19 protein-coding genes are annotated in these 23,085 nt (G+C 64.7%); 6 read left to right on the top strand and 13 right to left on the bottom strand.

Annotated elements, in window-relative coordinates; all coding sequences use genetic code 11:
• Window positions 1-29 precede the first annotated feature (29 nt).
• Window positions 30-1,616, bottom strand: a complete 1,587-nt coding sequence (locus tag ACIPIJ_RS12840) for a rhodanese-related sulfurtransferase (protein ID WP_401077024.1) — start codon at window positions 1,614-1,616, stop codon at window positions 30-32.
• Window positions 1,613-2,221 (bottom strand): cysteine dioxygenase, encoded by a 609-nt coding sequence (locus tag ACIPIJ_RS12835; RefSeq protein WP_401077022.1) that lies wholly within the window; start codon window positions 2,219-2,221, stop codon window positions 1,613-1,615. Before ACIPIJ_RS12835 ends, ACIPIJ_RS12840 begins: the two co-directional genes overlap by 4 nt.
• A gap of 292 nt (window positions 2,222-2,513) precedes the next feature.
• On the opposite strand from ACIPIJ_RS12835, the gene ACIPIJ_RS12830 reads away from it, so the two are divergent.
• Together ACIPIJ_RS12830 and ACIPIJ_RS12825 are read left to right on the top strand one after the other, a co-directional pair.
• Entirely contained in the window at window positions 2,514-3,455 is a 942-nt protein-coding gene (locus tag ACIPIJ_RS12830; RefSeq protein ID WP_401077566.1) for an ABC transporter substrate-binding protein, read from the top strand.
• Between the two features lie 39 nt (window positions 3,456-3,494).
• Window positions 3,495-4,802, top strand: coding sequence for an LLM class flavin-dependent oxidoreductase (locus tag ACIPIJ_RS12825; RefSeq protein ID WP_401077020.1), 1,308 nt, complete (start codon window positions 3,495-3,497; stop codon window positions 4,800-4,802).
• Window positions 4,803-4,841: 39 nt separating this feature from the next.
• Here ACIPIJ_RS12825 and ACIPIJ_RS12820 read toward each other — a convergent pair whose 3' ends face one another.
• The gene (locus ACIPIJ_RS12820) at window positions 4,842-5,294 is read right to left on the bottom strand and encodes a MarR family winged helix-turn-helix transcriptional regulator (protein ID WP_401077018.1); all 453 of its coding nucleotides are present in this window, start codon (window positions 5,292-5,294) and stop codon (window positions 4,842-4,844) included.
• 81 nt (window positions 5,295-5,375) lie between these two features.
• On the opposite strand from ACIPIJ_RS12820, the gene ACIPIJ_RS12815 reads away from it, so the two are divergent.
• From ACIPIJ_RS12815 to ACIPIJ_RS12805, 3 genes are all read left to right on the top strand, one after another.
• Complete coding sequence (locus ACIPIJ_RS12815; RefSeq protein WP_401077016.1) at window positions 5,376-6,548, top strand: PLP-dependent aminotransferase family protein; 1,173 nt, start codon at window positions 5,376-5,378, stop codon at window positions 6,546-6,548.
• A 219-nt stretch (window positions 6,549-6,767) separates the two neighbouring features.
• Entirely contained in the window at window positions 6,768-7,154 is a 387-nt protein-coding gene (locus tag ACIPIJ_RS12810; RefSeq protein WP_401077014.1) for a TauD/TfdA family dioxygenase, read from the top strand.
• A gap of 9 nt (window positions 7,155-7,163) precedes the next feature.
• Window positions 7,164-7,508, top strand: coding sequence for a hypothetical protein (locus ACIPIJ_RS12805; RefSeq protein WP_401077013.1), 345 nt, complete (start codon window positions 7,164-7,166; stop codon window positions 7,506-7,508).
• Between the two features lie 266 nt (window positions 7,509-7,774).
• Here ACIPIJ_RS12805 and ACIPIJ_RS12800 read toward each other — a convergent pair whose 3' ends face one another.
• The 7 genes from ACIPIJ_RS12800 to ACIPIJ_RS12770 form a co-directional block, all read right to left on the bottom strand.
• Window positions 7,775-10,186, bottom strand: a complete 2,412-nt coding sequence (locus ACIPIJ_RS12800; RefSeq protein ID WP_401077012.1) for a TonB-dependent receptor plug domain-containing protein — start codon at window positions 10,184-10,186, stop codon at window positions 7,775-7,777.
• 33 nt (window positions 10,187-10,219) lie between these two features.
• On the bottom strand, window positions 10,220-10,714 hold the full coding sequence (locus ACIPIJ_RS12795; RefSeq protein WP_401077011.1) for a RidA family protein: 495 nt from the start codon (window positions 10,712-10,714) through the stop codon (window positions 10,220-10,222).
• Window positions 10,715-10,732: 18 nt separating this feature from the next.
• Window positions 10,733-12,295, bottom strand: coding sequence for a flavin monoamine oxidase family protein (locus ACIPIJ_RS12790; protein WP_401077010.1), 1,563 nt, complete (start codon window positions 12,293-12,295; stop codon window positions 10,733-10,735).
• A gap of 244 nt (window positions 12,296-12,539) precedes the next feature.
• A complete protein-coding gene (locus ACIPIJ_RS12785) occupies window positions 12,540-13,139 on the bottom strand; it encodes an START domain-containing protein (protein WP_401077008.1) in 600 nt (199 codons plus the stop codon).
• Between the two features lie 89 nt (window positions 13,140-13,228).
• The gene (locus tag ACIPIJ_RS12780; RefSeq protein ID WP_401077007.1) at window positions 13,229-14,065 is read right to left on the bottom strand and encodes a bifunctional allantoicase/(S)-ureidoglycine aminohydrolase; all 837 of its coding nucleotides are present in this window, start codon (window positions 14,063-14,065) and stop codon (window positions 13,229-13,231) included.
• Between the two features lie 132 nt (window positions 14,066-14,197).
• Complete coding sequence (locus tag ACIPIJ_RS12775; protein WP_401077005.1) at window positions 14,198-15,562, bottom strand: LLM class flavin-dependent oxidoreductase; 1,365 nt, start codon at window positions 15,560-15,562, stop codon at window positions 14,198-14,200.
• A 16-nt stretch (window positions 15,563-15,578) separates the two neighbouring features.
• The gene (locus ACIPIJ_RS12770; RefSeq protein ID WP_401077003.1) at window positions 15,579-16,559 is read right to left on the bottom strand and encodes an aliphatic sulfonate ABC transporter substrate-binding protein; all 981 of its coding nucleotides are present in this window, start codon (window positions 16,557-16,559) and stop codon (window positions 15,579-15,581) included.
• 215 nt (window positions 16,560-16,774) lie between these two features.
• Between ACIPIJ_RS12770 and ACIPIJ_RS12765 the strand changes: the two genes are divergently transcribed.
• The gene (locus ACIPIJ_RS12765; protein ID WP_401077001.1) at window positions 16,775-17,653 is read left to right on the top strand and encodes a hypothetical protein; all 879 of its coding nucleotides are present in this window, start codon (window positions 16,775-16,777) and stop codon (window positions 17,651-17,653) included.
• A 24-nt stretch (window positions 17,654-17,677) separates the two neighbouring features.
• Here ACIPIJ_RS12765 and ACIPIJ_RS12760 read toward each other — a convergent pair whose 3' ends face one another.
• The 3 genes from ACIPIJ_RS12760 to ACIPIJ_RS12750 all read right to left on the bottom strand — a co-directional run bounded on the left by ACIPIJ_RS12760 (window position 17,678) and on the right by ACIPIJ_RS12750 (window position 23,076).
• Complete coding sequence (locus ACIPIJ_RS12760; protein ID WP_401076999.1) at window positions 17,678-18,340, bottom strand: class I SAM-dependent methyltransferase; 663 nt, start codon at window positions 18,338-18,340, stop codon at window positions 17,678-17,680.
• Window positions 18,341-18,571: 231 nt separating this feature from the next.
• Window positions 18,572-19,945 carry an efflux transporter outer membrane subunit gene (locus ACIPIJ_RS12755; protein ID WP_401076997.1) on the bottom strand — a complete coding sequence of 458 codons (1,374 nt, stop codon included), beginning with the start codon at window positions 19,943-19,945 and terminating at the stop codon, window positions 18,572-18,574.
• Window positions 19,945-23,076, bottom strand: a complete 3,132-nt coding sequence (locus tag ACIPIJ_RS12750; RefSeq protein ID WP_401076996.1) for an efflux RND transporter permease subunit — start codon at window positions 23,074-23,076, stop codon at window positions 19,945-19,947. Before ACIPIJ_RS12750 ends, ACIPIJ_RS12755 begins: the two co-directional genes overlap by 1 nt.
• Window positions 23,077-23,085 lie beyond the last annotated feature (9 nt).

Raw genomic sequence — 23,085 nt, 5'->3', positions numbered from 1 at the left:
AAGCCGCCGGTAGGGCCAGGCCTTCTAGATCAGTTCAATACCTGGAACCCATGCGTCCCATCGCGCTCCAGCTGTGCAATCAATCCAAACTCCCAGTCCAGATACCCCTGCATCGCCTCGCGGGGGTTATCGGTCCCTTCATAAGGGCGGCGATAGCGATCGGTTCGCGCCACAGCCAGGTGCGTCTCGCCACTCTCCAACGGCTCGCCCGCCGCAATCCATCGCGCCGTACCGCCCTCAAGCAGATACACCGGCGTTTGCGTCAGTGCCTGCAAATCAACGGCCGCAAAGCGCGCCAGCAGGCTGCTGCCACAGGTCAGCACATAGCGCTCGGCCACCGGCAGTTGCTCCAGCACTTGCGGCAGCTGCGCACGAATTGCCCAGTGTGCCCCGGGAATATGGCGTTTGACGTAGTTGGCACTGGCGGTGAAGTCCAGCACCACGGTGCCGGGTTCTTGCAGCCAGATGCGCAGTTGCTCGACGCCGATCTCTGTCGCCTGCGCCAAGGCCGGCAGCGGCGCCTGCCAGTCGCCGGGCTCGTTGAAGTCAGCAGCCGACAGCCCATCCACAACCGCCACTTGCCAGCCCATCTGTGCCAGCCATGAAGCGCTCATGTTGGCCCGCACACCGTCGTCGTCCACCAGTGCAATGCGCGCGCCGCGCACGCTGGCGACATGGTCGGTCTCCTGCACCAGTTGCCCACCGGGTACCGAACGGCTGGCCGGCACGTGGCCCTTGGCGTATTCCTCCGGGGTACGCACATCGAACAGGTAGGTGGTGCGGCCCGTGTCGGCCTGCCAGGCCGCCAGTGCTTCGCGGCTTACACGCAACACGCCGGTCCGGTCGGCCACCTTGCGTGCACGTTCGGCGGCGCTGGCGCGGGTGGTGTCGGTCACGGCCTCGAAGTGCTTGGCCTGCCCGTGGGCCAGTTGCTGGCCCGCCAGGGTCCAGCCGATGGTGCCGTTGCGCAAGGCCGCCACCGGGTTGGGGATACCGGCATTGACCAGCGACTGGGTGCCGATGATGCTGCGGGTGCGCCCAGCGCAGTTGACGATCACCTGGGTGGACGGGTCAGGTGCCAGTTCCGCTACCCGCAACACCAGTTCGGCGCCGGGCACGCTGATGCCACCGGGGATGCTCATGGTCTGGTACTCGTCGAAGCGCCGCGCATCGAGCACCACCACATCAGCCTTGGCATCGAGCAGCGCCTGGACCTGCTCGGCCGCCAGGGATGGCGTGTGGCGCACGCTTTCGACCAGTTCGCCAAACGCCTTGCTCGGCACGTTGACGTCGCGAAACAGCTCGCCGCCCGCGCTGCGCCAGCCGGCCAGGCCACCTTCTAGCAGTGCCACATTGCTGTAGCCCAGGCTTAACAAACGCTCAGCCGCCACCGCCGCCAGGCCTTCGCCATCGTCATACACGGTGATGGCCGTATCGCGCCGTGGCACGCGGGCATACACCTCAAGTTCGAGTTTCGACAGCGGGATGTTGGCGGCGAACAGCGGATGCTCCTGGGCGAACGGGTCCTCTTCGCGGACATCGATCAGGGCCAGCTCCTCGCGGGCCAGCAAGGCCCGGCGAATGTCGTGGAAAGTGCGCGTGATGGCAGTGCTCATGGGGCAGGGTTCTCTTTGGACAGGTCCCAGATGTTGGGCAAACGGGTATTGGAATAACCGGAGATGAACGGCTTCTCGCTGCCATCGGGCAGGTACACCGCCCGGTTGACCGCGCCGATGTTGGCGCCGTAGACATGGATGCTGATCGATACCTGGTCGGCGAAGGCATTGCTGACCTGGTGGATGTCGCCAATGCGCGGCGACACCGCCTCCACATGCCCGGGGTCGATGCGCACGGGAGCGCCAGCGGGTACCAGGACGCCGTGCTCGGTGCGGGCGAAGCCTTGCGAATACTCGGCGCCGCGCAGCATGCCGATCAGGCCCCAGACGCGATGGTCGTGGATCGGCGTCTGTTGCCCAGGCCCCCAGACAAAGCTGACCACCGAAAAACGCTGGCGCGAATCGCAGTGCAGCAGGTACTGCTGGTAGCGGCTCGGGTCCGGTTGGGCCAATTCGTCGGGCAACCAGTCGTCATGGGAGACCAGGCTGCGCAGCAGGCCTTGGCCGTGATCGAGCAGGGTGGCTTCGTCGGCATCCCGGTCAATCAACTCGCAAAGGGCGCCGATGAAGTGGCGCAGGCGCTCATGGCGCAGGGGTTGGCTCATGGTTCGGGCTCGGCTGACGGTTTCAGGTAACCCTAGCAAAGCCTTTGAATATTCTCAAAATTCAAATTATGCATAAGCTAATATGCAAAGAATTTATTTACAGACGAGCCATTATGTTTTGAAATCGGCGCATGTCGAAGGCATTAGGTTATGCCTAAAGCGCATTTCACAGCATCGTATCAAGCCTATAAATTATAAGCATTCGGTTATTTAGACCCAAAAAACATAAACGAGCGACGAGACCGTGCGTGCGGATCGGCCTGTCATGCCCCAAGGGCATCTGGAGATGAACGTGCGATACCTCAAGCAACTGGCGGCCGGCGTGCTGGCCACCTCCCTGAGCCTGGCCGCCGCGGCGCAAACCCTGGTGGTCGGTGACCAGAGCTACAACGCCCGCGCGGTGATGGAGGCGGCCGGCGTGCTCGACGGCCTGCCTTATACCCTGGAATGGAAGCAATTCACCGCAGGCTCGCCGGTGGCCGAAGCGCTGAACGTCGGCAGCCTTGACATCGGCCTGCTGGGCGACGCGCCGCCGCTGTTCCTCGGCGCGCTGGGCGCACCGATCAAGGTGATCGCCGTCAGCCGACAGAACCTCGATGGCGTGGCCATCCTGGCGCGCAAAGATTCCAACATCCACAGCCTGGAAGACCTGCGGGGCAAGCGTGCAGCACTCTGGAAGGGCTCCTGGAGCCAGCAGCTGTTGTTCAGCGCCCTGGACAAAGCGGGCGTGCCCCGCGACGCGCTGGAGCTGCGTTACCTGAGTGCGCTGGACGCCTCGCATGCGCTGGACGGCGGCTCGGTGGACGTGATCGCCACCTGGGAACCCTACGTGACCCAGCAGGAACGCCAGGGCGCACGCGTGCTGGCCACGGCCGAAGGGCTGATCCCGGCGCAGAGCTTCGTGGTCGCCAACGCCCAGTCGGTGGAGGCCAAACGCGCGCAGATCAACGACTTCCTGCAGCGCCTGAAGAAGGCCCGCGACTGGACCCTGAATAACCCCGCCAACACTGAGGCCTACGCTGACGCCTGGGCCAAGCGCACCCGCGCTGACCGTGACATCGCCCGCGTGTGGTTCGCCCGCGCGCGCACCGATGTGGCGCCGCTCAACCCGCAGGTGATCGTCGATGCGCAGAAGACCGTGGACTTTTTCGCCGGGCTCGGGCTGATCAAGGCCTACCCGGCAGCGACCCTGTTCGACACCTCGTTTGCCGCCGCGTTGGCCGGCGAGCACTGATCCTGCCGGCACAGGCCAAGCCTATTCAAGGAGTTCCCCATGACCACCCGCAAGATCAAACTCGGTGCCCTGACCATGGGCTGCGGCGGCCCAGGCCGGCACAACCTGTGGCTGGACCCGGAGCTGCCTGCCGACGCCAGTGTCAATATCGACTGGTACATCGACATCGCCCGCCAGGCCGAGGCCGCGCTGTTCGACCTGATGTTCATCGTCGACAGCCAGTACATCACGCCCGGCTCGCCGTCCCATTACCTCAACCGGCTGGAACCGCTGACGCTGTTGTCGGCGCTGGCAGTTTCCACGCGCCACATCGGCCTGGTCGGCACCCTGACCACGTCCTATAACGAGCCTTACAACGTCGCCCGCCGGCTGGCCTCGCTGGACCTGATCAGCAAAGGCCGCGCCGGCTGGAATGTGGTCACCAGCGGCGATGCCGGTACCGCCGGCAACTATGGTCGCGATGAGCATTACGACTACGACACCCGCTACGCCCGCGCCCAGGAGCATGTGCAGGTGGTGCAAGGCCTGTGGCACTCCTACGAGGACGGTGCATTCCCGCGCGACCGGGCCACCGGGCAGTTCCTCGATGCCTCGAAGCTGCACGCCCTGAACCACAAGGGTGAACACTTCTCGGTGGTGGGGCCGCTGAACATCCAGCGCTCGCCCCAGGGCCAGCCGGTGATCTTCCAGGCAGGGGATTCCCAGCAGGGGCGCGAGCTGGGCGCCGCCACGGCGGACGTGATCTTTACCCATGCCGCGAGCATCGAGCAGGGCCAGGCGTTTTACCGTGACGTCAAGGAACGGGCCCGGCGCCTGGGCCGTGACCCGGAGCAGTTGCTGGTACTGCCGGGGGCGGAGATCTACGTCGGTGACACGGACGCGCATGCCCGGGAGATCGAGCGCCATTACCACCAGCAGGACCATAGCTTCGAACTGGCGCTCAAGGAGTTCGGGCGCAACTTCGGCTGGCATGATTTCAGCCAGTACGAGCTGGATGCACCGTTCCCTCAACAGAGCCTGGAGTATGCGCGCAGCAGCTTCTTCACCAATGCCAAGCGCATTGCCGACCAGGCCCGGGAGAAGGGCTTCACTTTGCGTCAGGCAGTGGAATTCGGCCGGCAGTTGCGGCCGGGGGCATTTGTAGGCTCGGCCGAAACCGTGGCAGCGAAAATGGCCGAATGGTTCGAGGCGCGGGCGTTGGACGGGTACAACATCTACATCGGCCACCCAGGGCAGTTCCGGCGCTTTACCGAAGAAGTCGTGCCGTTGCTGCAGGCGCGCGGGGTGTATCGCACCGAGTACGAAGGGCGCACCTTGCGCGACAGCCTGGGGTTGCGGCTGCCATGAAACGTGCCGCACGGCGGCGGTTCTGGATCAGACAAGGGCCTAATCCTTCTCTGCCAGGCATGCGGTTTTTCCCAGGGCGAGATTGACCGCAAGCCAACCCTCCACGGTGGCCTCTCCGGCCTCGGCGAACACACGTTCCAGCAATTTCACTTGCTCGCGCCGCAGGGACTGCTCGAAGCGGGCCCCCGCATCCGTCAGTTCGAGCAACCGTTTACGCTTGTCGCTCTGCGACTCCACGCTGTTGACCAGGCGCATCTCCACGATCTGGCGCAGCGGCATGCTCAGCGCTTGCTTGGTCACGCCAAGCAAGGCGAGCAATTCCTTGACGCTCAGGTTCGGGTAGCGAGAGATAAAAAACAAAATGCGTTGGTGTACTCGACTCAGTCCGCGGCGCTCAAGCATGGCGTCCGTCTTGGCAGTAAAGGCGCGATAGCCGAAAAAAAACGCTTCCATCGCCTGCTGCTGGGACTCGCGATCTTTAAGGTCAATCATGTTGACATATCCGTTCAAGTCGTCGTAGTTTCGGTCAAGCAGTTTGACTAATTCTAATAATCCTTGCTAGCGGTGACCTCCTTGGCCTTTTCCGAACGTGTGTCGCGCCTCAAAGGTTCCTTGATCCGTGAAATCCTTGCCGCTGCCCAGCGTCCGGAAGTGATGTCGTTCGCTGGCGGCCTCCCGGCCGAGGTCATGCTGCCGGAAGTCGAGTGGGCGCAAATGCCGACCTTGATGGGCCAATACGGCGTAAGTGAGGGTGAACCCGCCTTGCGTGAAGCGCTGGCCGCCGAAGCGCGAGCGCTGGGTGTGCCCTGCGAGGCAAGCCAGGTACTGGTGGTCAGTGGGTCCCAGCAAACGCTGGATCTGGCTGCAAAACTCTATATCGACAAGGGCACTGAGGTGCTGCTGGAAGCGCCAACCTACTTGGCGGCCTTGCAGATTTTCCAGCTGTTTGGCGCTGAGTGCATCACCGTTCCACTGGCCGCCGACGGGCCTGACCTGGAGGCATTGCGCTCCCGGCTGGAAAAACATCGCCCGGCATTCATCTACTTGATCCCGACCTTTCAGAACCCGTCGGCCGTTCGCTACAGCGAGGCCAAACGCAACGCCGTGGCGGATTTGCTGGATGAGTTTGGCGTGACGTTGATCGAGGATGAGCCCTACCGCGACCTGACCTTCGACAGCGGCAGCGCCACGCCGATTGTCAGCCGCTTGAAAAAAGCCAGTTGGATCTACACCGGCACTGTATCGAAAACGCTGTTGCCGGGGTTGCGAGTCGGTTACTTGATTGCCAGCCCCGATCTGTTTCCGCATTTGCTGCGGCTCAAGCAGTCGGCCGACCTGCACACCAATCGCGTGGGGCAGTGGCAAGCGTTGCAATGGATCGGTACTGAGCGGCTTCAACAGCACTTGGCCAAGCTGCGGGATTTCTACCAGAGGCGTCGCAACGCATTTCAGATCGCGTTGGAAACGCATTTTTCTGATCTGGCTGAGTGGAACGTGCCGCAGGGTGGGCTGTTTTTCTGGCTGACACTGAAGCAACCCTTGGATACTCGTACGCTGCTCGAGGCAGCGCTTGCAGCGGACGTGGCGTTCATGCCAGGTGAGCCGTTCTTCCCAGACCCTGACAATCATCCAGGTTACATGCGTCTGAACTTCAGCCACATTGACCCCGCCCGGCTCGACGAAGGCCTGAAGCGGCTCGCAGCGGTAGTGCGCAATGCCCAGCACGGGCTAGCAACGCGTTCGTAACTGCATAAGCTACGCCTTATAAAAATAGGTGATGGGTGGCCCACAGGTAGCTACAAAGCCCTGGCGCTGTGGGCGATACCGTTACTGGAAAGAGAAAAGCGGTTCACGGTTATTCGATGCCTGACGCTCAAGGCGCCCTTTGCCGGGTCCAGCAATTGCTGCCAGCTCTATCAATCCGTCTCGTGTTTTGCGTTGCCGTTTAGTACTGCAAGGAGAGCATTGCGTCAGCCGGCGTATTACTTCCGCATGCCTTCATCCTTTGGTGGCGAGGAACTTCAAGGGCCTTTCCCGGTGCTGGCGCAGCGTGACGGCAGGTATTACAACCGCACGGACATGGACACGGTGATCCCGGTCGACTATCCGGCGTTACTCGCCTTGACGGCCTTCATGAAAGCGACACGCCAGGTCCCCAATTACCATCGCCTGCAATTGGCACCCGGCGAGATGTTGATCTTCAAGAACCAGCGCACCTTGCACTCGCGGCAGAAATTCCTGGCGCGGTACAACGGCCTCGACCGTTGGATGGTTCGACTTTACGGGACCAGCGACCTTTCGCGTCATCACCCTGCCAATGCTGCCGTGCCCTATGTTGGCGTGACCTACTGAGAACTGCCCATGACCCAATTGATTATCACCGCACCCGACATGCCGCTGTCTCGCTACGCCGAGCACATCCGTGAACCGGCTTGCGTGGTGACCCACTTCGCCTCGTCGCAGTTGCTGAAACTCGGCGAGGTGCAGTCATACGATGATTTGAACACTGCGGTTGCTCAATGCGACTCCATCCTGGTGTGCGTCCATCCCGAACAGTGGGATAACTTGCTGCTGGGGGACAAAGGGATCCTGGTCAGCATCAGCGAAGGGGTTGAGATCATCAACGCTGGCGAGCTCGACGATGCCCGCCATAACGTCTACAACCACTTCCTGTCATCCAAGAACCTTAGCTACATCGTTGTCTGAGACGTCGAGCGGAGTTTGCTGTCCAGGTGTGTGCGGGGCAGGATTCAGAATGGGCGATTCGCCCAGCTGGAGAATGGCCCGCCGCACATGGCCTAGGCTCTGTATGAAAAGCCTTGAGACGAAGGTCAGGCAAGGCGAAAACAGCCGAAGAAACGGTCGAAGCCGCGCTCGACTTTACGGGTTGTAAATGAGCATTCCGAGGCTGTTTTCAACGCAGCATCACCGAGTACCAAGGCGTTTCGTACAGAGCCTAAGAACCAGCCCCCTCAGAAGTTGTAGGTCACCCGCCCAAAGTAATACCCGCCGGTAAACCCATACGGCGAATACACCCCATACCCCTTGACCATGGTCTTGCTGCTCGGCGCCTGCCGCTCGGGATACACATCGAACAGATTGCGTGCACCGATCGCCAGCTCCAGGTCCTTGGTCAGCTGATAGCCCACGTCCAGGTCGGTAATCCAGCGCGCCTTGTACTCGCGGTCCAGCGAGCGGTCATTGGCCGCGTTCACCTCACGCCACGAGCCGTAGCGGGTCAGCCCCAGGTTCACCCGGTAACGGTCCAGCCGCCAGTTGGCGCCAAGGATCAGCTTGGTGTGCGGCTGCACATCGGTCAGCAGGTTGCGTGCCTGGCGGTTCATCAGCTCATACGAGGTGCCGAGGATGTTCACGCTCTCTTTGTAATCGAGGATTTCGGTGTCGTTCCAGTTGAACGCCGCCGTCCATTTCACCGCCCCGGCGCCACCCAGGTCCTGGTCATAGCTGCTGACCAGGTCCAGGCCTTTGGTGCGGGTATTCGCACCGTTGGTGAAGTACTGGCCACCGGCGGTGGAGTCGATGCCGTTGGCCAGCAGCGTCTGCGTCACCTCTGGCCCCAGCAGCGTGCCGGTCAGGGTGATGCGGTCGCGCACGTTGATCAGGTAGGCATCGGCGGTGAAGGCCAGGCGTTCGCTGGGTTGCCAGGCCAGGCCAACGCTGTAGTTGGCGGACTTTTCCGGCTTCAGCGCTTCGGCGCCCAGCGCCTGGGCCGCCGCCGAATCGACGGGCAGCACGCCGTAATTGATCGACTGGTACACCCCATTGACCACGCCATAGGTGGTGGAGCGTGCGCTGAACAGGCTGTTGGCCAGCGACGGCGCACGGAACCCGTTGCTGACCGTGGCCCGTACGGCCAGCTCTGGCGTGAGCTCGTAGCGGGTGGTCAGCTTGCCGCTGCGGGTGGCGCCGATGCCGCGGTCGTAATGCTCATAACGCAGCGCCGCGCCCCAGTACCACTGCGGCAACGGGTTGAAACCGACATCCAGGTAACCGGCGTAGCTGTTGCGGCTGGCGCTGGTGGCCTCGGCCGGCGAAATGCCGTTGGTAACCTGGGCGCCGGAGGCGGCGCAGTTGTCGGGGGTGATGCAATAGCCACCGTCGGCCCAGCTGGCCCAGTCGCCGGCCTTGACCTGGTAGGTATCGCGGCGCTGCTCAAGGCCCCAGGACACGTCCAGTGGCTTGGCCAGGCCCACCTCGAAACTGCGCCGCAGGTCGAGGTTGCTGGTCAGTTGCGAGGAAATCCAGGTACCGGATTCGAAATGGTTCGGCGTGGCCTCGCCCAGCGACGGGTTCTGGTTGTTCCAGGTACCTTGTTCGGCCTCGTTGCGCCCGTAGGTGCTGGACACGTCCCAGTCCCACTCACCGACCAGCCCGCGCGCGCCGAAGGCAGCCTGGTAGTCGTGCTCCTCGATGTACCAGGTGGGGGTGTAACCCGACGGGTAGCCATTGGGGCCTGTGGTGATGGTGTTGACGATGGTCGGCAGGCGAAAGTTCTGGCCCTGCTCGGCCTTGCGGTAGGACCAGGTGCTGAACGAGTACAGGGTCAGGTCGTCGCTGACCGGCAGTTCGGCGTTGTAGCCCAGGGTCAGCAGGTTGATCTTCGGCGTGCCATAGCCGCCGTAGGTGACCTTGCCGGCGCGGTCGAGCGCTTCGGCCTGGCTGTAGCCGTTGGCGCTGGCCTTGTTGTCGTCGTTCTGGCTGCGCGCATCCAGTGCGAGCTGCAGGATGCCGTCGCGGCCGATCTCGAAGCCCTTGTTCAGGCTTTGCTGCACGGTCTGTTTCTTGCCGTCGTAGCCTTGCCCGGCCTGGGTCACGGCCGTGCCGCTGGCGTCGGCCTTGAGGATCACGTTGATCACCCCGGCGATGGCGTCGGAGCCATACTGGGCGGCGGCGCCGTCACGCAGCACTTCGACGTGGTCGATGGCGCTGAGGGGGATCAGGTCCAGGTCGCTGGGCGCGGCGCCGGCGTTGATGCCGCTGATGTTCAGGGTGGCACTGGTATGGCGCCGTTTACCATTGACCAGCACCAGCACCTGGGCGGCGTTGAGCCCGCGCAGGTTGGGCGCGCGGGCCATGCCGCTGGCGTCCCAGCCGGTCTTTTCCGGCAGGGTCAGCGACGGCACGCTGGCGCTGAGGGCTTCCATCAGGCCGGGTTTGCCGCTTTCTTGCAGTTGCTTGGCGCTGATCACGTCGATCGGCACGGGGCTGGTGGTGACGGTGCGTTTTTCCGAGCTGCGGTTGCCGGTGACGATCACTGTGCCCAACGCCGAGGCAGCGGGTTGGTCCGCCAGGGCGTTGGGCGTATTGAGCCCGGCGCACAGCGCAACGGGGAGCAGCGAGGCAGAGGTCAAAGCGTGCTTCATGCATGAAATTCCTTGTCAGGCGGTGTGGCGCACTCAGGGCGCCTTCGCCGCGATCGCTTCGATTTCCACCAGGGCGCCGGGCAGTGGCAGGGCCACCACCTGAATGGCTGTGCGGGTCGGTTTGCGCGGTTGTTCGGCGGTGGCGAAGAACTCGGTGTAGGCCGCTTGCAGGCCGGCGAAATCGAGGTGGCCGCCGTTGGCCGGGTCACCGACCAGGAACACCCGCAACTGGACGATATCGCCCAGGTCCAGGCCCTGGCTGCGCAGCGCCGTGCGCAATTTGCCGAGCACCGAACGGGTCTGGGTTTCGGTATTGCCGTAGGCCGCGATGCTGCCTTTGGCCGCCTGGGCGTCGGCGACATCGGGCAGCGTGCCGCTGACGAAGGTCAGGTGGCTGCCGGCCGGCACGGTCACCAGTTGCGAGATGGGGAAGTTCGAGCCTGGTGGGTCGATGCGCTTGATGCTGTCGGCCTGGGCAGTGAGGGTCAGCGACATGAGGGCTCCGGCAATCAGGGAGAGGCGTGGCATGGCGGTTTTCCTTGTGGGTCAGGCGGCCACGCCGCGGGTGGCTTGGCTGGCGTGGCGGGCGATCAGGCCGACCACCCGGCGGGCAGACTCGGCGGCGCTGTTCTGCCAGATGCCAACACCGCCATGGGCGAGGGCGTCGCTGGCCAGCCAGGTGCGGCCCTGGGGTTGGTTGAGGATGTCGTAGCCCGGCTGGGCGACTTCGTCGTGGACGATCCACGGGCTCTCGCTGAACGGGACCTTCGACCAGTTCACCGCCAGTGGCCGGCCCAGCTTGTGGCTGTGGCCCGGGTGCAGCGACTCGACCGCCTGGCGCGAGGAGGCGATCTGCGCGTCGATGGCCTTGTTGGCGAACTGCTGGGCGACATCGCCGGTGTTGTAGGTGGCCACCAGCACACCCTGTTCACTGTTGAGCCGATCGCTGGGGTACCACAGCGTGCGGGCTTCGTGGTTGATGTAGGAGAGCCCGCCGTAGATCTGGAAGTCGGTCTCCCAGAAGCGCGGCGACTGCCAGGCCACCTTGTTGGCCTTGTCGCCCTGGGCCAGGCCGATGGCCTTGCGGTATTCGGCACTGAAGTTGGTGTCCAGCCGCGCCAGCAGCGGCAGGGGCAGGGTGACGATGGCGTAGTCGGCGGTTTCCACGTGCTGCTGGCCGCTGCTGCGGTCGCGCCACACCACCTTGCTGGCGCTGTCGCCGGTCTGCACGCTGAGCACTTCCGCACCTAGCTGCACGCTGTCCTTGACCTGGCGATAGAACGCCTTGGGTATCTGGTCCATGCCGCCGACCGGCTGGAACATGGTCGAGGAAAACTCCGGGATCTCATCGAACACCAGCGGCAGCAGCAGGTTGTTGTCCAGCAGCTGCTCCAGCGGCACTGGCTGGCGCTGGATGGGTGTCTGGTCACCGGCACCGGCAAACCGGGAGTAGCCTGCGCGTACCGAACCGCGGTACTGCTGCTGGGTGTCGAGGTCGCCATAGACCTTGAGGAAGTCCAGCAACGCCTTGCGCTGTGGGGCGCTGAGCTCCTGGTCGAGGCTGTTGCGGCTGACGCTGCGCGCCAGCAGTTCACTGAAATGGCCGCGGGTATCGTTGACCGCCTGGCGCAGCAGCAGCGGTGGCCGGCTCAGATCGGGCTGGGCGAGGGCGTTGCGGCTGCTGTTGACCAGCACCTGCAGCTCGACGCCCAGCTCACGGCAGTAGCCGAGGATGGTCAGGTGGTGGCTGGCCAGGCGCGCGGCGCCAGCATTGAAGAACAGGCCCGGGTCGAACTCGACGGTCTGCCGGCTACCATCGTTGTGTTCGATGCGGTCTCCGTTGCGCAAGGTCCACACCCGGCCGCCGACGCGCTCGCGGGCTTCGAGTACCTTGACGGTGAAACCGGCCTTGCGCAGCTCGTAGGCCGATACCAGGCCGGAAATACCGGCGCCGACGATGACCACACGCTTGCCGTTGCCGCCGTTGGCAGCCAGTTTCAGGGGTTCGAAGGTGGCGGCCAGGGCGTTCTGGCCAAAGGCACCCATGGCGGCGGTGTAGCCACCGAGGGCTGCGAGGCGGGTAATCAGGTCTCTGCGGGACAATCCCATGTTGCGGTCTCCGAGCAGTCAGGTTTCGGATGTGCGCAACAGGGCGAGCGGACGCATGGCGGGCCCGACGGCGGTTGGCACAAATCCATTTGCCTCCGCCATGTCGGGGTCGGTTTACAGAACCTAATGGTCTTTTAACCGGTTGTGAAAGGCTTTTTAGTTCTATGTTAATTATGTTTTACATTCATTGTATTTGTTGAATTAAATGCAAGTAAGTAATTTTATGCTGCTTGCCAGATGACGCTCAAGGCTGCCGCTCGGCCACGGCCCGAAGCGTCCTCAACGTCACCACCGGCGCATCGACCACAAAGCGGTTCGCCAGCCACCCCGGCACATCGCCCGCTGGGTCGGCCTGCAGCTGGTAGGTCACTTCGGTCTCACGCTCGCCCAAGGGTTTCATGATCCACTCGCCACTCAAACGCTGCACACGGATCAGCCCCGGCTGCTCTGGCAGCCTTCCCGGGTCGGCGCTCAAATGCCGCACCAGGGTACCGTCGTCCAGGCGCTCGCTGGTGACCTTGAGGATGATGTCCCGTGGCAATGTCGGCCACGGCAGGTTGGTGGTCAGGTAGACCCACGTGCTGTCGCCGTCGACGTCCAGCAGGCGCATCTGCTCGCAGGCGTACAGCCATTTGCAGGCCACGCGCAGGTTCTCCTGCAGGTCGGTGAGCGTTCGCATGCTGGCGTTCATGGTGCTGACGCCACGGAACTGCTGGTACGGCGAGTCGCCAGCTGCGCGCAGGTACACGCGGATGCCTTCGCGGTCGTAGGCAAGGTTCCAGTCGTCGGCAGCCTGTGCGCAGGTGCAGAGCAGCAGGGCGGCAAGCAAAAGGCTGCGGTTCATGGTGAGCACCGCGCGGGGAGTAGGCCCTTGAGTATGTGCGGCAAACACAAAGCCCGCCAGGCGGCGGGCTGTGTTGAAGCGGTCAGGGCTTAGCGCTGTGGGTTCAGCGTCAGGTGCACGTGACGGTTCACATCTTTGTACAGCAGGTAGCTGAAGTTACCTGGGCCGCCGGCATAGCAAGCTTGCGGGCAGAAGGCGCGCAGCCACATGAAGTCGCCGGCTTCCACTTCGACCCAGTCCTGGTTCAGGCGGTAGACCGCTTTGCCTTCCAGCACGTAGAGGCCGTGTTCCATCACGTGGGTTTCAGCGAACGGGATCACGCCGCCCGGCTGGAAGGTGACGATGTTGACGTGCATGTCGTGGCGCATGTCGGCCATGTCGACGAAGCGGGTGGTTTTCCAGCGGCCTTCGGTGCCCGGCATTTCGATGACGGTGGCGTTGTCGCGGTGGGTGACGAACGACTCAGGAATGTCCAGGCCTTCGACCTTCTGGTAGTGCTTGCGCAGCCAGTGGAAGGTGACGTTGGACTTGCTGTTGTTGCGCAGGCTCCACGCGGCGCCCGGGGCCAGGAAGGCATAGCCGCCCGGTACCAAGGTGTGGTGTTTGCCTTCAACGGTAATGTCCAGCTCGCCTTCGACGATGAACACCACGGCTTCTGCGTTAGGGTCCAGCTCCGGGCGCTCGCTGCCGCCTTCCGGGGCCAGCTCGACGATGTACTGGGAGAAGGTTTCGGCAAAACCGGTCAGCGGGCGGGCGATGACCCACATGCGCATCTTGTCCCAGAACGGCAGGTGGCTGGTGACGATGTCACGCATCACGCCTTTGGGGATGACGGCGTAGGCTTCGGTGAACATGGCACGGTCAGTCAGCAGCTCGGTTTGAGCGGGGTGCCCACCGTGGGGGGCGAAGTAGGAGTGATTCGACATGAACGGTCTCGACTTGTTGTTCTCTCCCCGTGCCTTGGACCACACCGGCCGGTGCGTGCAGGGGATGCACGGACAGCATAGGGGCCAGCCCGTGTCATCCACAAATTAAATGTTGAAATACCCGGTATTTGCTTACTGAATGCGAACCTGCCGGCCTGCATGGGCCTCGGGCAAGCGGTCGCCCTGGCCGAACAGCTTGTGGCGCAGGGTGCCGTCGCGGTAGCTCAGCGGGTAGCGGCCGCGCCGTTGCAGCTCCGGCACCAGCAGCTCGACGACGTTGGCCAAATCGTCTGGTTGCACGGCATAGGTCAGGTTGAAACCATCGATGCCGGTCTGGTCGAGCCAACTTTCCAGTTGGTCGGCAATCGCGCTGGCGCTGCCCACCAGTACCGGGCCGCGGCCACCCAGGCCGATGAACTCGGCGGCTTCGCGCACGGTCCAGCGGCGGTCGGGGTCGGCGGCGGTGAAAGCGGCCAGGGCGGCGCGGCCGGCATCGTTCTCGACGTACTCGATGTGGGTGTCCGGGTCGAGGCCGGCGAAATCGATGCCGGTCCAACCCGAAAGCAGGGCGAGCGCCGCGTCCAAGTCGACGTAGCGGCGGTATTCGGCAAAGCGCGCCTGGGCCTGTTCGGTGGTCGGTGCGACGATCAGCAATGCCTGCGCGTAGATCAGCACTTCATCGCGGCCACGGCCGGCCACTTCGCTGGCCTGGCGAATGCCGTCGGCATAGCGGCGCAGTACCGTAGGCGTAGGCCCGCTGATGAACACGCATTCGGCATGCGTGGCGGCGAACTGCTGGCCGCGCGCCGAAGCGCCGGCCTGGAACAGCACCGGGGTGCGCTGTGGCGACGGCTGGCACAGGTGCATGCCGGGCACCTGGAAGTGCTCGCCGGCATGGCCGATGGCGTGCACTTTCGACGGCTCGATGTAGCGGCCGGTTTCCCGCTCCAGCAACACGGCGTCATCATCCCAGCTTTTTTCCCAGAGCTTGTACAGCACCTCCAGGTATTCCTCGGCCAGGTCATAGCGCTGGTCGTGGCCCAGCTGGCGGGCGAGGCCCAGGTTGCGCGCGGCGCTGTCCAGGTAGCCGGTGACGATGTTCCAGCCGACCCGGCCATTGCTAAGGTGGTCGAGCGTGGACATGCGCCGGGCGAAGGGGTAGGGGTGTTCATAGGTGAGCGAGAAGGTGACGCCAAAGCCCAGGTGCTCGGTGACCCCGGCCATGGCCGGAACCAGCAGCAGCGGGTCGTTGACTGGCACCTGCACGCCACCGCGCAGGGCGGCATCGGGGCCGCCCTGGTAGACGTCGTAGATACCGAGCACGTCGGCGATGAACAGCGCATCGAACAGCCCGCGCTCCAGCAGGCGGGCCAGGTCGGTCCAGTAGTCCAGGCGGTTGAAAGCCACGCTGGTGTTGCGCGGGTGGCGCCACAGGCCAGGCGACTGGTGACTGGCGGCGTTCATGCTGAAGGCGTTGAAACGGATGTGACGGGGCATCGCTGAGGCTCTCCGATCAAGGCAGCACGGAAGCCGGGTAGACCGCATCGGCCACCTGCAGCTTGTGCGGGATCAGGCCCAGGCCCTGGAAGGTGTCGGCCAGCTTCTGCTGTTCGGCGACGATCTGCGGGGTGATGGCCACGGCGTTGTAGTTGCGCCGCTCGCTGGCGACTTCCAGCACGCTGGCGTTGATGCCCAGTTGCGGCGCCAGCAGGGCGGCCACTTCAGCCGGCTTGGCATTGGCCCACTGGCTGACCTTGCCCAGTTCGGCGAAGAACGTCTTGAGCAGGTCACGGTGCTGGTCGGCGAAGGCGGCGGTGGACAGGTAGAAGGTGCGGTTGTTGGACAGCCCGCTGCCATCGCGCAGGCTCTTCAGGCCAGGCTGGCTTTGCGCGGCGGCGAGGAACGGGTCCCACAGGGTCGCGGCCTGCACGCTGCCCGACTGCAGGGCGGCCACGGCATCAGCGGCGTTGTTGACGTAGGCCGGGGTGATGTCCTTGTAGCTCAGGCCGGCCTGCTCCAGGGCGACGGCCAGCAGGTACTGGGCGTTCCAGCCACGCCCGGTGGCCACGCGCTTGCCCTTGAGGTCCTGCACGCTGCTGAGGTGGTCCTGTTCGCGCACCACCAGGCCGATGCCCCGCGGGTAGGGTTGTTCGGCGGCGAGGTAGACCACCGGCTTGCCGGCGGCCTGGGCGAATACAGACGGCGCGTCAGCGGCATGGCCGAGGTCGATGGCACCGGTGCTCAGGGCCTCGAGCAGTTGCGGGCCGGCGGCGAATTCATGCCAGCTGACGTTCACGCCCTGCGGCGCCAGGGCCTTTTCCAGTGCGCCACTGCCTTTGAGGATATTGATGCTGTTGAATTTCTGGTAGCCGATGCGCAAGGTCTTGCCGTCATCGGCACATGCAGTGGACCAAGGCAGCAGGGCGCTGGCGACGGTCGCCAGCAGGCCGCCGACGAGCAGGCGGCGCAGGGGGGAGAAGGCACGGGCGGGCATGGGAGTGCTCCTTGAACGGGGTGGGAAACGGCGTACCCAGCCTAAGGAGGTGGCGTTTGGCTTTCAATTTTTTAATTCCATTTGGTTAGATTGTTTTGTTCTTTTTATATCCTTTTGTCTCTTTGTGCCGGGAGTGTTCGTAGGGTGTTTCGCGATGACATATTTTTCACATCCGCTTGCTAGGATCCTTCGCACATCCCAGGAGCCCCCATTTCATGCCCATCCTGCGCCAGCGCGGCCCGCGCATCGCCCTTGCCTCCACCGCCGCACTGCTCACCGCCACCTTGGGTTTTTTTGCCTGGCAAAGCTTCTACCCGGTCCAGGCCAGCAAGGGGTGGGACGTCGCGGTATTGCACCGTGACGTCGCCAAGGCCGCCTCGCTGCTGCCCCAGGCGGATGGCAGCCTGCTGGTCAGCCGCGAGCTGGATGACGGCCACGGCAGCATCCTCAAGATCACCGCCCAGGGCGAGCGCGTGGTGCTGATCGACAACCTGTCCAAGCCCGACGGCATGGTTGCGGCCCAGGGCGGCTGGGTGTTCAGCCAGGAGGGTGGCCATGCACCGGTCAGCCTGTCGCGCGATGGCCAGGTCACCCACCTGTTCGATGGCGAGAGCGTGCAGGGGCTGTGGAATGACGGCGATTACCTGTATGCCATCGAAGACCGCAAGGGCAATGGCCGGCTGATGCGTTACCAGTGGGCCAGCGGCCAGCTCGACGTACTGCGCTCCGGCCTGACCGAAACCGAGGGCCTGACTCGCTGCGCCGATGGCCGCCTGCTGTACACCGAGAAAGGCACCGGCAAGGTCCGTGCGCTGTCCGACGATGGCCAGGACCCGGTGGTGGTACAAGGCCTGCGCCACCCCACCTTCCTGCTGTGCGACCCGCGCGGCCTGTGGATCAGTGAAGACAACACCCACCGCGCGCGGCTGCTGCGCGTCGATGCCGATGGCACGCAGCACACCGTGCTGACCTTCCTCAAGGCGCCGCAGTCGATCGTGCCGGATGGCAAGGGCGGCTATTTGCTGGCCGAAGGCGGCCGCAACCGCGTGCTGCAACTGACCCCACCGGCCGAGCAGAGCACCGCGCAGCGTTAACTCGGCGGGCAATCCAGTCAAAGGCTACTGAGCGATCAACAGCAATGACTGCGGCACCGCACTCTGTGGATGCTGCGGCTCCTGCAAGCTCAGCAAGCGCAACCCCGCCATGTCCAATGCATTCAACCAGCTGGCCAAGGTGCGGAAGTACCAAGGCATCGGCTGCCACTGGCCGGCAAACCCGGTAAACGATTCTTCGCGCCAGCCATCCTGGTAATCCCCGTTTGCCATGCTCCAGGGGTGCAGGGTCTGGATCACCATCGTGCCGCCTGGGGCCAATAGCGTTCTCATCGCCGCCAACAGCGGGATGATGTCCTGATGCAGCAAGGCGAAATTGGCGCAGATCAAGTCGTAGCCCGCACCAATGTCCACCGCACCAGCGGCCAGCTGCGCGTAACTGGCCTGCTGCACCCGCGCCGTGCCGGCCGCCTGTGCGGCGGCGACCAGCGCAGCATCGCCATCCACGCCGCGCGCGTCGATGCCGCGGTCAGCCAGCGCCCGCAACAGCCAGCCCTCACCGCAGCCGAGGTCGAGCACACGCTCAGGCTGGCGGCCGAGAATGGCCAGGAGGATGGCCTGGTCGGTGACTTGGCGTCGGCTTTCGATCGCGCCGCTGCGCACGGCGTCGATCCAGGCCTGGGCGTTGTGTTGCCAGCTGTGCAACAAGGCGGCTTCGGGGCTGGGCATTGCTCCCTCCAGTGCAAAACTCAAGCATAGGCATCCACGGGGCTGTTGTCTGTGGCCTTTTGCGCAGCGCCGCGCAGGGGGGGCGATCACATGTTCAAGCATGCTGCCACTCCAGGGATCTAGGCTCGGCAGGGGAGCCGAAACAGGCGGCACCTTAGCCCTGGGGTTGTGGCGCTGGAGTGAAGCGGATGTGAACATTTTCTGGAGCGCTTGGCGTACGCGTGCGCGGGCTTATCCCTGCCAGCCACCCCCCAAGGTCTTGTACAACGTCACCCGGTTCACCTGCTCCGCCAGCTCCAGGCTGATCAGCCCCTGCTGCGCCGAATACAGCGAACGCTGCGCGTCGAGCACGTCGAGGAAGCTGCTCGAACCCTGCTTGTACAAGGCCAGTGACAGGTCGTAGCGGGTACGGGTGGCGTCGGTCAGGTTGCGCTGGGCATCGAGCCGCTCGTTGACGTGGGCACGCACCGAGAGCGCATCGGCCACTTCGCTGAAGGCGGTCTGCAGGGTTTTCTCGTAGGTGGCCACTTCGATCTCTCGGCTGACCTTGGCCGCATCGAGGCTGGCGCGGTTGCTGCCGGCATTGAAGATCGGCAGGTTGATCGACGGGGCGAAACTCCAGGCCGCGCTGCCCGACTTGAACAGCCCGGACAGCTCGCTGCTGGCGCTACCGCCGGTGGCCGTCAGGGTCACGCTGGGGAAGAACGCCGCGCGTGCCGCACCGATATCGGCGTTGGCCGCCTTGAGCGTGTGCTCGGCGGCGAGCACATCCGGGCGCCGTTGCAGCAAGGTCGAGGGCAGCCCCGCCGGCACGCTGACCAGCAGCGCCGCATCCAGCGGGGTGGTGCCCGGCAGCTGGGCGTCGCCCAGGCGCTGGCCGACCAGCAGCTCCAGGGCATTGCGGTCCTGTTCGACCTGGCTGGCGTAGTTCGCTGCATCGGCACGGGCCGACTCCACGGTGCTGCGCGCCTCGGCCAGGCTGACCCCGGACGCGCCGCCCAGGCCGTGGCGCTGCTGCACCAGGGCGTAGGTCTTCTGCTGGCTGGCGTAGGTGTCGTTGGCCAATGTGAGCAACTGCTGATCAGCGGCCAAGGTCATCCAGGCGTTGGCTACCTCGGCCACCAGGCTGATCTGCGTACTGCGGCGGGTCTGCTCCAGCGCCAGGTAGTCTTCCAGCGCGGCGTCCTTGAGGTTGCCCAGGCGCCCGAACAGGTCCAGCTCGTAGCTGCTGATGCCAAGGCCGACGCTGTACTGGCTGCTGACGGCCGTGCTGCCATTGGCCAGCGCACGCTGGCGGGTGCCGTCCGCGCTGGCCGACACCGCCGGGAACAGGGCGGCGCGCTGGATGCGGTACTGCGCCTGCAGGTACTCGACATTCAACGCAGCGACCCGCAAGTCGCGGTTGTTGGCCAGGGCGAGGGCGACCGTGTCGCGCAGGCGGCTGTCGACGAACAGCGTTTGCCAGCTGATGTCAGCGCGGGTCGTGCTGGCGCTGGCAGTGCTCGGCCATTGTTCGGCGACCGGTGCCGCCGGGCGCTGGTAGTCGGGGGCGAGGTTGACGCAGCCGGTCAGGGCCAGGGCCAACAACAGGGGGGAAAGACGCATCAGGCTTCTCCTGCAACGGTATCGACGGTGGCCGCGCGACCGCTTGCCAGGCGTTGCACCAGCACATAGAAGAGCGGGATGAAGAACAGGCCGAGCACGGTGGCGGCGAGCATGCCGCCAAGCACGCCGGTGCCGATCGCCTGTCGCCCGCCGGCGCCGGCGCCGCTGCTCAGGGCCAGCGGCAGCACGCCGAGGATGAACGCCAGCGAAGTCATCAGCACCGGGCGCAGGCGGATACGCACCGCTTCCAGGGTGGCGCTCAGCAGGTCCTGGCCACGCGCGTAGCCTTCCTTGGCGAACTCGACGATCAGGATCGCGTTTTTCGCTGCCAGGCCCACGGTGGTCAGCAGGCCGACCTGGAAGTACACGTCGTTGGACAGCCCGCGCAGGCCGGTCAGCAGCAGTGCGCCAAGGATGCCCACCGGCACCACCAGCATCACCGCGAACGGCACCGACCAGCTCTCGTACAGCGCCGCCAGGCACAGGAACACGAACAGGATCGAGATGCCATACAGCAGCGGCGCCTGGTTGCCGGCCAGCCGTTCCTGGTACGACTGCCCGGCCCAGGCATAGCCGATGCCCTCGGGCAGTTGCGCCATGATCTGCTCGACGGCGGCCATGGCCTCGCCGGAGCTGACCCCGGCTGCCGGTTCGCCGACCAGCTCGTACGCGCCGAAGCCGTTGAAGCGCTCCAGCAGTGGCGAGGCGGTGCTCCAGTGCGTGCTGGTGAACGCCGACAGCGGCACCATGGCGTCGCTGTCGTTGCGCACGTACCAGGCGCCGATGTCCTCGGCCTGCATGCGCTGGTCGGCCTCGCCTTGCAGGTAGACCTTCTTCACCCGCCCGGCATCGAGGAAGTCGTTGACGTAACTGCCGCCCATCACCGTGCTCAGGGTGTCGTTGATGTCGCTGGCCGCAACACCCATGGCGCCGGCCTTGCGGTCGTCGATGGCGACGTTCAGTTGCGGGGTGTCTTCCAGGCCTTGCGCGCGGACGTTGGCCAGGCGCGGGTCTTGGGCGGCAAGGGCGATGAACTGGTCACGCGCCTTGAGCAGCTCGGCATGGCCGAGGCCGGCGAGGTCCTGCAGCTGCACGTCGAAACCGGAACTCTGGCCCAGGCCCTGGATGGCCGGCGGGGCGATGACGAACACATTGGCGTCGAGGATCTTCGACAAGGCCATGTTGGCCCGCCGCGCCACGGCAGCGGCGCTGTGCGCTTCACCCTGGCGCTGGCTCCAGTCTTTCAGCTTGACGAAGCCACGCCCGGCATTCTGCGCGTTGCCGCCGTTACCGAGGCCGCGCACGGTCAGCAGCGAGGCCACTTCCGGTTGCTGCAGCATGTACGCCTGCACCTGGCGGCTGACGTCCTGCAGGCGCTCGTCGGTACCGCCCACCGGCAGGGTCATCTGCATCATCAGCATGCCCTGGTCTTCCTCGGGCAGGAATGCGCTGGGCAGCTTCTGAAACATCAGCGCGACACCGGCGAGCACCAGGGCGTACACCAGCAGGCCACGCAGCGGGCGCACCAGCACCTTACCGACGGCCTGCTGGTAGCGCAGCGAGGTGCTCTCGAAGGTGCGGTTGAACCAGCCGAAGAAGCCACCCGCGGACTTGCCGTGGCCCGTCACCGGCTTGAGCAGGGTGGCGCACAGCGCCGGGGTCAGGGTCATCGCAACCAGCACCGAAAGCGCCATGGCCGCGACCATGGTCACCGAGAACTGCCGGTAGATCACCCCGGTGGAGCCGCCGAAGAACGCCATGGGCACGAACACCGCCGACAACACCACGGCGATGCCGACCAGCGCACCGCTGATCTCGCCCATCGACTGGCGGGTGGCCTCGCGCGGTGACAGGCCTTTCTCGGCAATGATGCGCTCGACGTTTTCCACCACCACGATGGCATCGTCGACCAGCAAACCAATGGCCAGCACCATGCCGAACATCGTCAGGGTATTGATTGAGTAACCGAGCAACGCCAGCACACCAAACGTACCCAGCAGTACGACCGGTACGGCAATCGCCGGGATCAGCGTGGCGCGCAGGTTCTGCATGAACAGGTACATGATCAGCACCACCAGCGCGATGGCCTCGAATAGGGTCTTGACCACTTCCTCGATGGAAATCTTCACGAACGGCGCGGTGTTGTAGGCCACTTCGCTGTGCAGTTGCAGCTTGCTGGGGAAGAACTGTTCCAGCTCGCCGAGCTTGGCCTGCACGGCATCGGCCACGTCCAGGGCGTTGGCGCCGGTGGCCAGGCTCACGGCCAAGCCGCCGGAGGGCCGGCCATTGTGCTCGGCGACCACATCGTAGCTTTCGCTGCCCAGCTCCACGCGGGCCACGTCGGCCAGGGTCACCACCGCGCCGGAGCTGGCGTGCTTGAGCACCAGCTGGCGAAACTGCGCGGCCGTCTGCAGCTTGCTGCGGGCACTGATGGTGGCGTTGAGCTGCTGGCCGGCGCGGGCGGGCAGGGCGCCCAGCTGGCCGGCCGAGGTGTCGACGTTCTGCGCCTGCAGCGCGCTGCTCACGTCGGAGGGCATCAGCGCGTACTGCTTGAGCTTGTCGGGGTCGAGCCAGATGCGCATGGCGTAACTCGAGCCCAGGGTGGTCACCTGGCCGACGCCACTGACCCGGCTGATCTGGTCATACAGCGTGCTGGAAATGAAATCGCTGATGTCGGTGGCGCTGACGTCGGGGTTGTCCGACACCAGCGAGAGGATGATCAGGAAGTCGCTGGCCGAGTTGCGGATCTTGATGCCTTGCTGCTGCACCGTGTCCGGCAGGCGTGCCTTGGCCTGCTCCAGCTTGGTCTGCACCAGCATCTGCGCGGTATTGATGTCGGTGCCGGCCTCGAAGGTCAGGGTGATGGTCGCGCTGCCGGCCGAGCTGCTGCTCGACGCCATATAGGTGAGGCCGTCGAGGCCGGTCATCTGCTGCTCGATGACCTGGGTCACCGAGTCTTCCATGGTCTTGGCCGAGGCGCCGGTGTAGGTGGCGCTGAGGGTGATCTGCGGCGGCGCGATGTTGGGGTACTGCGCCAACGGCAGCTGGAAGATGGCCAGGCCGCCACCGAGCATCACCAGAATGGCGATGACCCAGGCGAAGATCGGCCGGTCGATAAAGAAACGTGCCATGTAATACGC

Source organism: Pseudomonas sp. NPDC087185 (assembly GCF_044744955.1).
Taxonomy (GTDB): domain Bacteria; phylum Pseudomonadota; class Gammaproteobacteria; order Pseudomonadales; family Pseudomonadaceae; genus Aquipseudomonas.
Note: the sequence above shows the minus strand (reverse complement) of the source record. Positions and strands in the feature narration are given on the sequence as shown.